The sequence below is a fragment of the Streptomyces canus genome, from assembly GCF_030815415.1.
GTDB lineage: Bacteria > Actinomycetota > Actinomycetes > Streptomycetales > Streptomycetaceae > Streptomyces > Streptomyces canus_F.
On the sequence record NZ_JAUSWW010000001.1, the window covers coordinates 1,569,973 to 1,584,229 of the forward strand.

General features: G+C 70.8%; 17 protein-coding genes. 10 read left to right on the top strand and 7 right to left on the bottom strand.

Annotated elements, in window-relative coordinates:
• Window positions 1-3 precede the first annotated feature (3 nt).
• Window positions 4-567 carry an NAD(P)H-dependent oxidoreductase gene (locus QF037_RS07395; RefSeq protein ID WP_307023046.1) on the top strand — a complete coding sequence of 188 codons (564 nt, stop codon included), beginning with the start codon at window positions 4-6 and terminating at the stop codon, window positions 565-567.
• Between the two features lie 84 nt (window positions 568-651).
• Here QF037_RS07395 and QF037_RS07400 read toward each other — a convergent pair whose 3' ends face one another.
• Together QF037_RS07400 and QF037_RS07405 are read right to left on the bottom strand one after the other, a co-directional pair.
• Window positions 652-1,302: a DUF7691 family protein gene (locus QF037_RS07400; RefSeq protein WP_307023048.1), complete on the bottom strand. Its 651-nt coding sequence runs from the start codon at window positions 1,300-1,302 to the stop codon at window positions 652-654.
• 33 nt (window positions 1,303-1,335) lie between these two features.
• Window positions 1,336-2,241, bottom strand: coding sequence for a LysR family transcriptional regulator (locus QF037_RS07405; RefSeq protein ID WP_307023050.1), 906 nt, complete (start codon window positions 2,239-2,241; stop codon window positions 1,336-1,338).
• Window positions 2,242-2,355: 114 nt separating this feature from the next.
• Here QF037_RS07405 and QF037_RS07410 point away from each other — a divergent pair, with 114 nt between their 5' ends.
• On the top strand, window positions 2,356-2,589 hold the full coding sequence (locus QF037_RS07410; protein WP_307023051.1) for a hypothetical protein: 234 nt from the start codon (window positions 2,356-2,358) through the stop codon (window positions 2,587-2,589).
• Here the strand turns inward: QF037_RS07410 and QF037_RS07415 are convergent.
• Window positions 2,565-3,446, bottom strand: coding sequence for an LLM class F420-dependent oxidoreductase (locus QF037_RS07415; RefSeq protein WP_307023053.1), 882 nt, complete (start codon window positions 3,444-3,446; stop codon window positions 2,565-2,567). The genes QF037_RS07410 and QF037_RS07415 overlap by 25 nt on opposite strands.
• Window positions 3,447-3,525: 79 nt before the next feature.
• Window positions 3,526-4,482, bottom strand: a complete 957-nt coding sequence (locus QF037_RS07420; protein WP_307023055.1) for a TerC family protein — start codon at window positions 4,480-4,482, stop codon at window positions 3,526-3,528.
• Between the two features lie 225 nt (window positions 4,483-4,707).
• Here QF037_RS07420 and QF037_RS07425 point away from each other — a divergent pair, with 225 nt between their 5' ends.
• Both QF037_RS07425 and QF037_RS07430 read left to right on the top strand, forming a co-directional pair.
• Entirely contained in the window at window positions 4,708-5,682 is a 975-nt protein-coding gene (locus QF037_RS07425) for an alpha/beta hydrolase (protein WP_307023057.1), read from the top strand.
• A gap of 85 nt (window positions 5,683-5,767) precedes the next feature.
• Window positions 5,768-6,754, top strand: a complete 987-nt coding sequence (locus tag QF037_RS07430) for a helix-turn-helix domain-containing protein (protein WP_307023059.1) — start codon at window positions 5,768-5,770, stop codon at window positions 6,752-6,754.
• Between the two features lie 23 nt (window positions 6,755-6,777).
• Here the strand turns inward: QF037_RS07430 and QF037_RS07435 are convergent, their stop codons facing one another.
• Window positions 6,778-7,131 (bottom strand): hypothetical protein, encoded by a 354-nt coding sequence (locus QF037_RS07435; protein WP_307023061.1) that lies wholly within the window; start codon window positions 7,129-7,131, stop codon window positions 6,778-6,780.
• Between the two features lie 286 nt (window positions 7,132-7,417).
• Here QF037_RS07435 and QF037_RS07440 point away from each other — a divergent pair, with 286 nt between their 5' ends.
• From QF037_RS07440 to QF037_RS07465, 6 genes are all read left to right on the top strand, one after another.
• Window positions 7,418-7,684, top strand: a complete 267-nt coding sequence (locus tag QF037_RS07440) for a hypothetical protein (RefSeq protein WP_234441500.1) — start codon at window positions 7,418-7,420, stop codon at window positions 7,682-7,684.
• 117 nt (window positions 7,685-7,801) lie between these two features.
• Window positions 7,802-8,992, top strand: a complete 1,191-nt coding sequence (locus QF037_RS07445; protein ID WP_307023064.1) for a CaiB/BaiF CoA transferase family protein — start codon at window positions 7,802-7,804, stop codon at window positions 8,990-8,992.
• A gap of 16 nt (window positions 8,993-9,008) precedes the next feature.
• Window positions 9,009-9,755, top strand: a complete 747-nt coding sequence (locus QF037_RS07450; RefSeq protein WP_307023065.1) for a GntR family transcriptional regulator — start codon at window positions 9,009-9,011, stop codon at window positions 9,753-9,755.
• A 37-nt stretch (window positions 9,756-9,792) separates the two neighbouring features.
• Window positions 9,793-10,578, top strand: a complete 786-nt coding sequence (locus QF037_RS07455) for an electron transfer flavoprotein subunit beta/FixA family protein (RefSeq protein WP_307023067.1) — start codon at window positions 9,793-9,795, stop codon at window positions 10,576-10,578.
• A gap of 18 nt (window positions 10,579-10,596) precedes the next feature.
• A complete protein-coding gene (locus QF037_RS07460; protein ID WP_307023069.1) occupies window positions 10,597-11,559 on the top strand; it encodes an electron transfer flavoprotein subunit alpha/FixB family protein in 963 nt (320 codons plus the stop codon).
• Between the two features lie 402 nt (window positions 11,560-11,961).
• Window positions 11,962-12,606: a TetR/AcrR family transcriptional regulator gene (locus tag QF037_RS07465; protein ID WP_307023071.1), complete on the top strand. Its 645-nt coding sequence runs from the start codon at window positions 11,962-11,964 to the stop codon at window positions 12,604-12,606.
• 163 nt (window positions 12,607-12,769) lie between these two features.
• Here the strand turns inward: QF037_RS07465 and QF037_RS07470 are convergent, their stop codons facing one another.
• Both QF037_RS07470 and QF037_RS07475 read right to left on the bottom strand, forming a co-directional pair.
• Complete coding sequence (locus tag QF037_RS07470) at window positions 12,770-13,351, bottom strand: PadR family transcriptional regulator (RefSeq protein WP_307023073.1); 582 nt, start codon at window positions 13,349-13,351, stop codon at window positions 12,770-12,772.
• Window positions 13,352-13,368: 17 nt separating this feature from the next.
• Window positions 13,369-14,172, bottom strand: coding sequence for an SGNH/GDSL hydrolase family protein (locus QF037_RS07475; protein ID WP_307023075.1), 804 nt, complete (start codon window positions 14,170-14,172; stop codon window positions 13,369-13,371).
• Window positions 14,173-14,257 lie beyond the last annotated feature (85 nt).

Below are 14,257 nucleotides of genomic sequence, written 5' to 3' on the forward strand. Positions count from 1 at the left end.
CGCATGTCTGTTCGCATCCTTGCGCTCGTCGGCAGCCTTCGCGCCGGTTCGCACAACCGCCAGCTGGCCGAGGCGGCGGTCAAGTTCGCTCCCGAGGGTGCGAGTGTCGAGCTCTTCGAGGGCCTGGCCGAGATCCCGTTCTACAACGAGGACATCGACGTCGAGGGCAGCGTCCCGGCCCCGGCCGCCAAGCTGCGTGAGGCCGCCCAGGCCGCCGACGGCTTCCTGCTCTTCTCCCCCGAGTACAACGGCACCATCCCGGCCGTCCTGAAGAACGCCATCGACTGGCTGTCCCGCCCGTACGGCGCTGGCGCCTTCGGCGGCAAGCCGGCCGCCGTGGTCGGCACCGCGTTCGGCCAGTTCGGTGGCGTGTGGGCGCAGGACGAGACCCGCAAGGCGCTGGGCATCGCCGGCGCCACGGTGCTCGAGGACGTCAAGCTCTCCATCCCCGGTTCCGTGGTTCGGTTCGCCGAGACCCACCCGGCCGACGACGCCGAGGTCGCCGAGCAGCTGACCGAGGTCATCGCCCGGGTGCACAGCCACGCCGGCGAGACCGCTGCCGCCTGATCACCTCCTCGCGGCGAGGGGCCTGAGCTCATGGAGCTCCGGCCCCTTTCCCATGCCCGTACGCCCTCACGCCCGCACGACGGTTCAGCCCGTGATCGAGAAGAAGATCGTGTCCTGGCTGTACCAGTCGATCGACTGCGCGGACCACCACTCGTCGTGCTCGAACTCCAGCTGTCCGGCGAGCTGCCCGAGCTCGTACGAGAAGGCGCTGTCGACGCGGTCCAGGACGGCGCGGTAGGCGTCCGCGGCGGGCTTCGCCTTCGCCAGCGGCAGACGGCCGATGTCCGGGGAGCCGTCCACGGGATACGGGATGGGGAACGGAATGCCGTCGGGCGGACCGGCGAACAGGAAGTCGCCCGGCAGCAGATCGGCGGGGACGCCGAGACGGCGCAGTTCGTCGTCCATCAGCCCGAAGAAGGTCGAGGGCTTGGAGAAGGTGCCCAGCTGGTACGGGTCACTGCCGCTCCGGTCGATGATCTTCTGCAGGGCGGTGTAGTACGCGTTGCCCGCGCACTCGGCGTCCGAGTCGGCGCGGCCCGCTATGAGGTGGTCCAGCGCCTCGGGGACGGTCAGACCCCAGTCGACGCCCTGCCGTTCGAGGTCGGCCTGGTGCGCCTCGGCGTACTTGCGGACATTGCCGAGGATGCGCTGCTGGTCCTTCGTCAGTTCGCCGGCGCCGAGGAAGGCGATGATGTCGTTCTGGTCGGCGGTGTTGTAGCTGATGTTGCGACTCATGATCCCCATCGTGCCAAACGGCACTGACAACACTCAGGCCACAGCGGTGGACGCCAGCTCCCGCAGCTGTGTCAACGCGGCTTCCACCGCGGGGCGTTCCCGTCCGGCGCGCCGCGTGCAGGTGAGCAGCTTGCGGTGCGGGTTGCCGGTGCAGGGCACCCGCGTGACGGGCAGGTGCGGGGCGAGCTGGGCGAGACGCGGGATCAGCGCGACGCCGAGCCGGTGGGCGACGAGATGGGCCATGACGTTCCAGTCCACGGCATGGTGCACCACCGCGGGACTGAACCCGGCCTCCGCGCAGGCGGAGATGATGTGCGGGCGGCAGGGGCTGTCCGGCATCGGGGCGATCCAGTCCTCGTGCGCCGCCTCCGAGAGCTCCACGCGCTCGCGGCCGGCCAGCGGATGACCGGTGGGTACGACGAGGTCGAACGGGTCGTCCAGCAGCGGCTGTTGGTCGAACCGGACGTCGTTCAGCGGCGGGTTGTGCGGGGTGGCCTCCACGATCGCGAGGTCGGTCTCGCCCTCGAAGAGCAGATCGAAGCTCTCCGGTACATCCGCCTCCTGGATCCGCACGCTCAGCCGCGGATACCGCTCCTGCAACCGCACCGCCATCGGCGCCAGCAGCACCGAGATCGCCACCGGGTAGCCGCTCACCCGCAACGGCCCGCCGGGCGCGCCTTGTTCGGCGCGCAGATCGAGTTCCGCCTGTTCCCAGCGGGCCTGGATGGCGTCGGCGTGCGCCAGCAGGCTCTCGGCCGCCGGGGTGAGACGGACCCCCCGGCCCTGGGGTTCGAGGAGGTCGACGCCGAGATCGCGGGCGAGCTGGCGGATCTGCTGGGAGGCGGCGGACGGGGTGAAGTGCAGGGCGCGGGCGGCCGCGGTGACCGTGCCGTAGTGCGCGACCGCGCGCAGGACGTGGAGCCGACGCAGATCAATCATGAAGCCCACGCTTCAAGGTGAGGTCCGGAAAGTCAACCTGGACGTGTACGAAGCGTGCGCTGCACCCTGGATGTGTCGCGACGGTCAACCATCCACGACGTACGAGGAGTCCCCATGACCAGCCCGACCGGCACGACCCCGGCCGGCACCGTCTGCCCGCACTGCGGATGGCCGGACGGCGCCGAGCCCTTCCAGGTGGTGTCCCGGCACGCCACCGCGGCGGGCCGCACACTATGGACCCGCTGCGGCTGCGGCTCGCTGCAGGTGCGTGTGGTCGACGACCGCGGGATGCGGATCGTCTCCCGCAGCGGGCCCGCCGTCCCTCAGTCGAGTCCCGCCAGCCGCTGAACGGCGGGGGCCGCGAACCGCTCGATGAAGGCCGCCGGCTCCCCCGTGCGCGGGGAGAGGATCACGGTGTCGATGCCGAGCTTGGTGTAGCCCGTGATGTCCTGGGTGAAGGCGTCGAGGTCACCGGTGGTGAGCGGGTCCCCGGAGTAGAGGACGGTCTTGCGGATCGCGTCGTAGTCGCGGCCCTCGGTGTCGCAGTGGCCGCGCAGGACGTCGAGCTTGTGCGCGATCTCCTCGGGGGTGGTGGTGAACAGGTTGCAGGCGTCCGCGTACCGGGCGACCAGCCGGAGCGTCTTCTTCTCGCCGCCTCCGCCGATCATGATCTCGGGGCGCGGGTCGCTGACCGGGGCCGGGACGGACAGCGTCTCGGCGAGCCGGTAGTGCTTGCCCTCGAAGGGGCCGTTCTCCTCCGGGTCCCACATCTGCAGGCAGATCCGAAGGGTCTCCTCCAGCCGCTCGAAGCGCTCGGCGACCGGCGGGAACGGCACACCGAGGCCCGCGTGCTCCCGGTCGTACCAGGCGGCGCCGATCCCGAGGGCGGCCCGGCCGCCGGACAGGATGTCGAGCGTGGTGGCGATCTTGGCGAGCAGTCCGGGGTGCCGGTACGTCACCCCGGTCACCAGGGCGCCGAGCCGGACCGTCGAGGTGCGGGCCGCGAGATAGCCGAGGGTGGTGTAGGCCTCCAGCATGGGGTCCTCGGCCCGGTCGTTGAACTCCATCTGGAAGTAGTGGTCCATCACCGACAGCCAGCTCAGGCCCGCGGCCTCGGCGGCGTCGCCCGCGGCGGCGAGTTCGACGCCGAGCGCGGGCCCTCCCCCGGGATGGTCGAACCGGTTGATGTGCACGCCCACGCGCATGGCCGTCTCCGTTCACCAGGGTCGTAACCGACCCTGGTGACGCTAGGTCTTCGAGCGCTCTCGAAGTCAAGAGGCTCGGCTAGGAGACCCGCTCCTCCTGCTTCCTGGTGGCCCTCAGGCTCGTGAAGGTCGTGACGGCGAGCACCAGCACGATGAAGCCGAGCGAGAAGGGGATGCTGATCTCGGGCACATGGACGCCGGACTCGTGCAGGGCGTGCAGCACCAGCTTGACGCCGATGAAGCCGAGGATGATCGACAGGCCGTAGCTGAGGTGGACGAGCCTCTTCAGCAGGCCGCCGATGAGGAAGTACAGCTGGCGGAGCCCCATCAGCGCGAACGCGTTCGCCGTGAAGACGATGTACGGGTCCTCGGTGAGGCCGTAGATGGCGGGGATGGAGTCGAGCGCGAACAGCACGTCGGTCGAGCCGATCGCGAGCATGACGACCAGCATCGGGGTCATGACCCGCTTGCCGTTCTCCTCGATCCACAGCTTGGTGCCGTGGTAGCGGTCGGCCACGCCGAAGCGCCGCTCGACCATCTTGAGGAGCTTGTTCTCCTGGTACTCCTCCTCGTGCTCCTCCTTGCGGGCGTCCTGGACGAGCTTCCAGGCGGTCCAGATCAGGAAGGCGCCGAAGAGGTAGAAGACCCAGGAGAACGTGGAGATGATCGCCGCGCCGGCCGCGATGAACCCGGCGCGCAGCACGAGGGCCAGCACTACGCCGACCATGAGGACCCGCTGCTGGTACTGCGAGGGCACCGAGAACTTCGCCATGATCAGGACGAAGACGAAGAGGTTGTCGACGCTCAGCGACTTCTCGGTGATGAACCCGGCGAAGAACTCACCGGCCGGCTTTCCGCCGCTGAAGATCAGCAGGCCGACGCCGAAGAGACAGGCCAGCACGACCCAGACGACCGTCCAGATGCCGGCTTCCTTGATCGACACGTCGTGGGGCTTGCGGCCGATGAAGAAGTCGACGGCGACGAGCACGCACAAGGCGGCAACCGTCAGCAGCCAGACGGAGAGGGACACATTCACTTGTTACTCCTGGTACGTGTGGGGCCTTCACAGGGTTGTCTCAGGTTCCTGATCTCTTCCACCCCTCCCGGGTGAACAAAAGGTCATGACATTGCAAGGTCCCAGGTCACGCTGGTGCCACCCGCCGTACGGCGGGCAGGTTCCGCCGTACGGCGGCGCCCCGGAGGGCGGGCAGGGCGCGGATCATGTCGGCATGAGCCGCCGCGTTCCGCGTGAGGAGAAGACATGACCCTGGTGCCGCCGCCGTTCGACCCGGAACTTGCCGGAGCCCTGGAACTGATCAAAGAGGTTATCTCCCCGGGGATGACCCCGGAGGACATCGAGCAGATACGTCAGGGCCCCGGCATCCAGATGCTGGCCGAGCTGGACCTGACGCTCGACGGTTTCTTCAAGGCCGAGGACCGTGTGGTGCCGGGTCCCGTGGGCGCCCCCGAGATCTCGCTGCTGATCTGCCGCCCCACGGTGCCCTCGGCCGCGGGCCCTCGCCCGGTCGTCTACCACGTGCACGGCGGCGGCATGGTCCTCGGCAACAACCGGGTGGGCGTGGACGTGGCGCTGGCCTGGGCCAAGGAGCTGGACGCCGTCGTGGTGTCGGTGGAGTACCGGCTGGCCCCGGAGGACCCGTATCCCGCGCAGATCGAGGATGTGTACGCCGGTCTGGTGTGGACGGCGGAGCACGCCGGGGAGCTGGGTGTCGACCCGGATCGGATCGTCCTCGCGGGCGCCAGCGCGGGCGGCGGACTGTGCGCGGCTCTCGCCCTGCTCACCCGGGACCGTCAGGGGCCGCGTCCGATCGGCCAGGTGCTGATGTGCCCGATGCTGGACGACCGCAACGACACCCCGTCCTCGCACCAGATGGCGGGCCTGGGCGTCTGGGACCGGACCGCCAACGAGACCGGCTGGACGGCACTGCTGGGCGAGCGGCGCGGCGGCCCGGACGGGCCCGCGTACGCGGCACCGGCCCGCGCCGAGGACCTGACCGGGCTGCCCCCGGCGTTCCTGGACGTGGGTTCCGCGGAGACGTTCCGGGACGAGGTCGTCGCCTACGCCTCCCGGATCTGGCAGGCCGGCGGGATCGCCGAGCTGCATGTGTGGCCGGGCGGCTTCCACGGCTTCGACGGTTTCGCCCCGCAGGCGGCGCTGTCCCAGCGGACACGGGCGGCACATCTGGACTGGCTGCGCAGGCTCCTCGACACGTGACCGTGCGGCACGGCTCACCTCGGGTGATGCCCGGTGTGAGCCGCGGGGCTCCCCGGCCGGGCCCCGCATAGCGCACCATGGACCCATGAAAGAGCTGGCCGGGCGCCTGACCGCGCTGGACCCGGACGCCGGTGCCGCCGTCCAGGTGATCGCCTACTTCGACCGGCTGGCCGAGTCACGGGCCGGTCTGGAGGCCCTGGTGCGCGGGGCGGCCGTACTGGCCGGGGTGCCCGCGCGGCTCGTCGACGCGGACCGGCGGGTGCAGGTGCGTGTGGAGGCCGACGGCACGCGCCGCGACTCGGATCTGCCACCGGACGCGGCCTGGCCGTCGGCGGCGCTGGCGCCCGGCGGGATGCCCGCGCTGTGGCTGGAGCGGGCGGCCGAGCCCAGCGTGGTGGACGCCGTGATCCTGGAACGGGCCGCAGGTGCCGTGCGGCTCGTCCTCGACCGCACCCGCGGCCGGGCCCCGGTCGACGATCCGGCGCTGGTGGAGACACTCCTCGACGCCACGGCCCCGGAACCGGCCCGGCTGCACGCGGCGCGGCGCCTGGGCCTCGACCCGGCGGTGCCCGCGCGGGCCGTGGCCGCCGCCGACGGCCTGCCCCGGATCGTCCCCGAGCCGCACGGTGCGGCACTGCCCGCCGGGCGCCTGGGTCTGGGCCCCGCCGTGCCCATGCTCGACCTGCCGCGGTCCTGGGCCGCCGCGCGCACCGCGCTGCGGTTCACCGCGGAGGGCACCGCGCAGGATCCCGGTCAGCGTGTGGTGTACGCCGACGAGCTGGGCGGCACGGCTCTCCTCGCCGATCTCGTCGTACCCGGGGCCGAACCCCCGCCCGACGTCATCGCGTTGGAGTCCGCGGCCGCGGCGACACCGTGGCTCCTGGTCACGCTGCACGCCGTCGCGTCGACGGCGAGTCTGCGGGCGGCCGCCGCGGAGATCAACGTGCACCACTCGACGCTCCAGGACCGGCTGGTGCATGCCGAGCACTTGCTGGGCTGGCCCGTGCGCACCCCGCAGGGCCGGTTCAGGCTGCAACTGGCCCTGACGATGCGCCACTTGGCCCGCTCGTAGACGCGGTCGCCGTCACGCCGCCGTCACCGGAACTCGTGGACGACCTCGATCTCGCCGACGATGTGCGCGTTGAACTCGTCGAGCTCCTCGGCCGGCACCCACAGCTCCAGGATCGTCTCGCCGCCGGCCTGCTGGACGGGATAGCGGCGCAGGAAGTCCGAGTCGACCTCGAAGCGGGTCACGAAGCCGGCGCCGTCGTGCTTCACGTTCCAGTCCCGGGCGATCTTCACGGCGTAGTCCTCGTTCAGGACGGGGTAGAAGATCGGCTGCTCGGGCAGCCGCGGCGGCCAGGCACGCCAGTTCAGCTCGCGGACCAGCTCCAGCTCGACGGGGCCGGTGGGGCGCCAGAGGGTCGTCGTCGGTCGGGGGCTGGTCATGGGGGTCGCGCTCCGTACGTGGTCGAGGTGGATGATCGACGTGCGCGGCCGATCGGAACGCGGCGACCCTACCGGTGGCGGCGAGGCACCGACCACCGGGTTTCACGGCTCGGCGCGGCAGGTGCATGAGGGCCGTGTGAGGCGATGTCGGACACCGAGAAGGCGGAGCGTGCCCCGATCCGTGGAGTCCCGGGAGGAGTCGCCGATCGGCCCCACGGGCAAGGTGTTGAAGGACCCGACTGCGATGAGGCCCGTCGCATCACCCGCGGAAGAACGGAGATTCATTGTGACGACGAACAGCACCGCCGACCTGACGGCGGACCCGTCACCGGACCGGATAGAGCGGCTCGACGAGGAGATCATCACCCTTCTTGCCCGTCGCCGCGCCATGGCGCAGGAACTGCCTCCCCCCGCGCGCGCCCGCGCCGTCGATCCCGAGTTCGCGGAAACCGTACGGGAGATGACGGACCGCTACCGACAGGAGCTCGGCGGCGCCGGCGAACTCGTCGCCCGCGCCGTGATGGTGCTGTGCCATCCGAGCCGCCAGTCCTGATCACGCGGGGTGAGGAGGAAGGACCGGGCGTCCTTCCTCCCCGCCCACGGATGACCCCGTGCGTTTGACTTGGATCACTTTGACAGTGTCCTCGATTTGGCCGTACAAATAGGCGATATGAGCGTCCCGAAGCTTCCTCTGTCCGGGATCACGGTCGTCAGCCTGGAGCAGGCGGTGGCCGCCCCCTACGCCACCCGGCAGCTGGCCGACCTCGGCGCCCGGGTCATCAAGGTGGAGCGGCCGGGCGGCGGCGACTTCGCGCGGCGGTACGACACGACCGTCCACGGTCACTCCAGCTATTTCGTCTGGCTGAACCGCTCCAAGGAATCCCTCACCCTGGACCTCAAGGACCCGCGCGGCCTGGAGATCCTGCACCGGCTCCTCGACGACGCCGACGTCTTCATGCAGAACCTCGCCCCCGGCGCGGTCGACCGCCTCGGCCTCGACACCGACACGCTCAACGAGCGCTGGCCGCGGCTGATCCCGTGCACGATCTCCGGATACGGCACCGACGGACCGTGGGCCGACCGCAAGTCGTACGACCTGCTGGTGCAGTGCCAGACCGGCCTGGTCTCCCTGACCGGCACCCCGCAGGAGACCGCGCGGGTCGGGATCTCGGTCGCTGACATCGCCGCCGGGATGTACGCCTACAGCGGCGTCCTGACCGCCCTGTACACACGCGCCACCACGGGCACCGCCCACCCGGTGGAGGTGTCCCTCTTCGAGGCACTGGCCGAGTGGATGGGCCAGCCGGCCAATTACACGCAGTACGGCGGCAGCCAGCCCCCGCGCCTCGGCACCCAGCACGCCACCATCGCCCCCTATGGCACCTTCAGGTCCGCCGACGGCAAGGACGTGCTGTTCTCCATCCAGAACGAGCGCGAATGGGCCGTGCTCTGCGCGGAGTTCCTCGGCGATCCCGAGCTGACCACCGACCCGCGCTTCGCCACCGGCTCCGACCGTGTCGCCCACCGCGAGGAGCTCAACGCCGTCGTCGCCGAGCGCTGTGCGCGCTCCGACGCCGAGGAGATCCTCAAGGACCTGGCGGACATCGGCATCGCCTGCGCCGGTGTCAACGACATCGCCGCGTTCCTCGACCACCCTGTGCTGGCCGCCCGGGGCCGCTGGCGCGAGGTGGGTGTACCGGGCGCCACCGTGCGGGCGCTGCTGCCGCCGGCCGACTTGGCCGGGCTGCCCGCCCGCATGGACCCCGTACCGGCGGTGGGCGAGCACACCGACGCGATCCTCACCGGGCTCGGCCGCAGCCGCGACGACATCGAGGCGCTGCGCGCCGACGGCGTCGTGTGATGACGGGGTGACGTCGATGCTCGAGCAGCCACAGCGTGAAAGCACCTACCTGAAGCTCGCCCGCGAACTGCGCACCGCGATCCTGCGGCACGACTACCCCGAAGGGGTGCGCCTGCCGACGGAGGCCCAGCTCGCCGAGCACCACGGGATCAGCCGGCAGACCGTACGCCGCGCCTTCCAGGACCTGGTGGCGGAAGGGCTGGTCCACCGGGTGCCGGGGCGCGGCACCTTCGCCACGCCCCGCGACGAGCAGTACCTGCGCCAGTTCGGCTCGGTGGACGACCTGATGGGCCTGTCCATCGACACCCGTATGCGGGTCGTCACGCCCCTGCACCGACGGGTCGACGTCGACGCGGCCGGGCGACTGGGCCTGCACACCGACCGCGTGCACAAGCTGGCCTTCGTCCGGCTGCACGAGGACACCGCGTTCTGCCACACCGCGGTCTCCCTGCCGCCCGCCGTCGGCCAGTTGCTGGAGTCGGTGCCCGAACTCACCGAGCCCGGCACCCCCAGCGCCTCCACCGTCATCGGCTTCCTCGACGGCCGGCTGCCCGAACCGATCGCCGAGGCCGAGCAGAGCATCACGGTCGCGGAGGCCACCCCCGAACTCGCCGGACACCTCGGCTGCGAACCGGGCCGCGCGCTGCTGCGCATCGACCGGGTCTACCAGACGGTCGCCGGACAACTCGTCGAGCTGGCGATCAGCCACTTCCTGCCCGAGCACTACTCGTACCGCGTACGGCTGCGGCGCAGCGGCCGGTGACGCCGTATGCCGAATTGTCGAAAGAGGAGCAATTGCCGTGAGTCTCAAGATAGTTGTGACCGTGAAGTACGTGCCCGACGCCACCGGCGACCGGCACTTCGCCGATGACCTGACCGTCGACCGTGACGACGTGGACGGTCTGCTCTCCGAGCTGGACGAATACGCGGTCGAACAGGCCCTGCAGATCGCCGACGAGGCGGACGACGCCGAGGTCACCGTCCTGACGGTCGGTCCGGAGGACGCCAAGGACGCGCTGCGCAAGGCGCTGTCCATGGGCGCCGACAAGGCCGTCCACGTGGAGGACGACGACCTGCACGGCACCGACGCGATCGGCACCTCGCTGGTGCTGGCCAAGGCGATCGAGAAGGCCGGCTACGACCTGGTGATCTCCGGTATGGCCTCCACCGACGGCACGATGGGGGTCGTCCCGGCACTGCTGGCCGAGCGACTGGGTGTCCCGCAGGTGACGCTGCTGTCCGAGGTCTCCGTCGAGGACGGGATCGTGAAGGGCCGCCGCGACGGTGACTCCGCCACCGAGCAGCTGGAGGCATCCCTCCCGGCGGTCGTGTCCGTCACCGACCAGTCGGGCGAGGCGCGTTACCCGTCCTTCAAGGGCATCATGGCCGCCAAGAAGAAGCCGGTTCAGTCCTGGGACCTGTCCGACCTCGACATCGAGGCCGAGGACGTGGGTCTGGACGGCGCCTGGACGGCCGTCGACTCCGCCGCCGCGCGCCCGGCGCGTACGGCCGGAACAGTCGTCAAGGACGAGGGCGAGGGCGGCAAGCAGCTCGCCGAGTTCCTCGCGAGCCAGAAGTTCATCTGAGAGAGGGTGCGTTGATCCATGGCTGAAGTTCTCGTCTACGTCGATCACGTGGACGGCGCCGTCCGCAAGCCCACGCTGGAGCTGCTGACGCTGGCCCGCCGGATAGGGGAGCCGGTGGCTGTGGCGCTGGGTGCCGGTGCCGCCGACACGGCGTCCGCGCTGGCCGAGCACGGGGCGGTCCGCGTGCTCACGCATGAGGCCGCCGAGTACGCCGACTACCTGGTCGTCCCGAAGGTGGACGCCCTCCAGGCCGCGTACGAGGCCGTCTCCCCCGGCGCCGTACTGGTGCCGTCCTCCGCGGAGGGCAAGGAGATCGCCGCCCGTCTCGCGCTGCGGATCGGCTCCGGCATCATCACCGACGCCGTCGACCTGGAAGCCGGTGACGAGGGCCCGGTGGCCACCCAGTCGGTGTTCGCCGCCTCCTTCTCCACCAAGACCCGGGTCGCCAAGGGCACCCCGGTCATCACCGTCAAGCCGAACTCCGCCGCCGTGGAGGCCGCCCCGGCCGCCGGCACCGTCGAGGCCCTGTCGGTGTCCTTCGGCGCGCTGGCCACCGGCACCAAGGTCACCGCGCGCACCCCGCGCGAGTCGACCGGGCGCCCGGAGCTGACCGAGGCCGCGATCGTGGTCTCCGGCGGCCGTGGCGTCAACGGCGCGGAGAACTTCGCGCTCATCGAGTCCCTGGCCGACTCCCTCGGCGCGGCTGTGGGCGCCTCGCGCGCCGCGGTGGACGCGGGCTGGTACCCGCACACCAACCAGGTCGGCCAGACCGGCAAGAGTGTCTCCCCGCAGCTGTACATCGCCTCCGGTATCTCCGGCGCGATCCAGCACCGGGCCGGCATGCAGACCTCCAAGACGATCGTCGCGATCAACAAGGACGCCGAGGCCCCGATCTTCGACCTCGTCGACTACGGCGTCGTCGGCGACCTCTTCGACGTCGTCCCCGCCCTCACCGAGGAGATCAACACCCGCAAGGGCTGACGAGGTTGCACCGCCTGGGGTGGCTGCGGCATCCGTCGGCCATCCCAGGCGGTGATCTCGACGAACGGGGGATCCCCGCGCTCCTCTCCGAGCAGCGTGAACACGGTTCGTGGAAGGCCATTCGGACAGTCCAGCCGAGATCGGCGCAGACCCGCAACGGCGGTGTGCGGTGTCCTGGCACAGCCACTGTTCGGCGCCGAACTCCCAACAGCTGGAGCCTGCCCTGTCCGTGTCCCGGCGCATCGCGATGGCTCGGCGAGAATCACCATCTCGCTCAGGGGAATGGAGAGTATCGCTGTGGGGAGAGGGGGTGCCCGACCTGATCGGTAGGCCCGTTGTCGCTGCACCGCAGTAAAGTTCTCCTCATAAGTTCTCCCCGCGCCACAGAAGGCGGACCCGCCCTTGAGCACCCCCATCGAAGAGCCCGCCTGGAAGCAGCGCGCGGTCGAGCGGTCCACCCAGGCGGCGAAGCGCCGGGCCGAGCAGCGGGTGGAGCGGTTCCTCGACGCGGCCCAGGCGATCATGGCGGACAAGGGGACGACCGGCTTCACCGTGCAGGAGGTCGTCGACCGCTCCAAGCAGTCTCTGCGCAGCTTCTACCAGCACTTCGACGGCAAGCACGAGCTGCTGCTCGCTCTGTTCGAGGACGCCATGAGCAAGTCGGCGGAGCAGTTGCGGACCGCCGTGGCCGAGCACTCGGACCCGCTGGACCGGCTCAGGGTCGCCGTGCAGACCCTGTTCGAGAACTCCTGCCCCGATCCGGCCGCCAAGCGCCCGCTGTTCACCGACTTCGCGCTGCGCCTGCTGGTCTCGCACCCCAACGAGACGCGGGTCGCGAACGCACCGCTGCTCGCCCTGTTCACCGAGCTGATGACGGACCTCGAGGAGGCCGGTGTGCTGCGCGAGGGCTTCGAGCCCCGCCGGGCGGCGGCCCTCACCGTGCAGACCGTCATGTTCAACGCGCAGTCCAGCGGCCGGACGGGCTCCCACCCGATCACCGCCGACGAGATCTGGGACTTCTGCGCGAAGGGGTTCACGTTCAGCTGAGGCGCCGGCGTCGGCGTCCACGGCGACACCGACCCGTCCGGCCTCCCGGTCCGTGGACCGGCTTGAGCGGGATGTCGGACGAGGCCTGTTGGCGGTGCGCGGCATCACGGTGTTCACACGGCCGACGCTCACCCGGGGTCGGCAGAGGTGCCGGGGCTCCGCGTCACGGCCCCGGCGGAACCGGTTGGCGTGCGGCTCGCTGATCCAGCCGCTTCAGTGCGGTCTCGCCCCACTTGAGGTTCGAGCGTTCGAATGCCATGCCGCCGAGCAGGGTGAGGTAGGGCCCGATGCGGTCGGCCTCGGCGAAGTACTCGTCCTCGGTGCGGCCGGCCAGCATGCGCTCCCGCATCCGTTCGTAGCGGGCCAGCTTGGCGGTGGACCGCTCCACGCGCTCGGCGATCGCGGTCCGTACGGCGTCGGCGTCACCGATGTCGACGCACTGGACCTTGACCATCAGCTCGTCGCGGATGGCGGTCGGTTTCGCGGGCACGTCGGCGATGTACGCGCGCAGGATCTCCAGACCGGCCTCGGTGAGGGAGAACAGGCGCTTGTTGGGGCGGCGTTCCTGCTGGACCACGCGAGCGGAGACGAGGCCTTCGGTCTCCATGCGCTCCAGTTCGCGGTAGAGCTGCTGCGGGGTGGCCATCCAGAAGTTGGCGACGGAGGCCTCGAAGCCCTTGGCGAGGTCGTATCCGGAGGCCTCGCCCTCCAGGAGGGCGGCCATCACCGCGTTGCGCAGAGCCATGGGCCCAACCTAATTGATTAGTCAAGGGGGTGCAGGGCAGCGGGCCGGGGCATCGCGAGCAGCTCGGGCCGCTTGGCCCGCCGGCCGTCGCCGGACGACCGTCCCCGGACCCGCCGTACGAGCCAGGGACCGAGGAAGGAGCCGGCCCAGCGCAACTCGCCGCCGACCGCCCGCAGACCGGAGACCGGGCGTGGATCGACGGGCAGCGGGCGGGTCCAGCCGTCGTCGCTGCCCGGCAGGCCGAGGGCGTCGGCCACGGCGGCGGCGATCCGGGCGTGGCCGAGCGGGCCGGCGTGCAGCCGGTCGGGGCTCCACAGGCGCCTGTCGGTCACGACCGGGTGGTGGGACGTCTCGGCGACCACGACTCCGTGCCGGGCGGCGGCCTGTCGGATGCGGTCGTTGAGGGCGATGACCCGGGGGCCGATCGGGCGGGCCAGCGGGGTGATCCGGGCGACGTCCGGGAAGGTCACCGTCGCCACGCGGGCGCCCTGCGCGGTGAGTGCGGCGAACATCGCCTCCAGGTGCCCGGCCACCTCGTCGGCGTCGAACCGGGGCCGCAGCAGGTCGTTGACCCCGGCGACGACCGTGGCGAGGCCGGGCTCCAACGCGAGGGCGGGCGCGAGCTGTTCGTCCCGCACCTGCCCGGCGAGCCGGCCGCGTACGGCGAGGTTGGCGTAGAGGAGCTCCGGTGTGTCCCGGGCGAGGTGCTCGGCGAGCCGGTCGGCCCAACCGCGCAGTCCCCGTACGTCGTCACCGTCGCCGCACCCTTCGGTCTGGCTGTCACCGAGGGCGACGTACCGCAAAGGTCCGTTATCCGTCATGGCCGATCGCCTCATTTAGACAAATAGACACCTACTAACATTGTTGACTATAGCCGAACGGCCGTCGCACCCCAAAGGCCGAGAG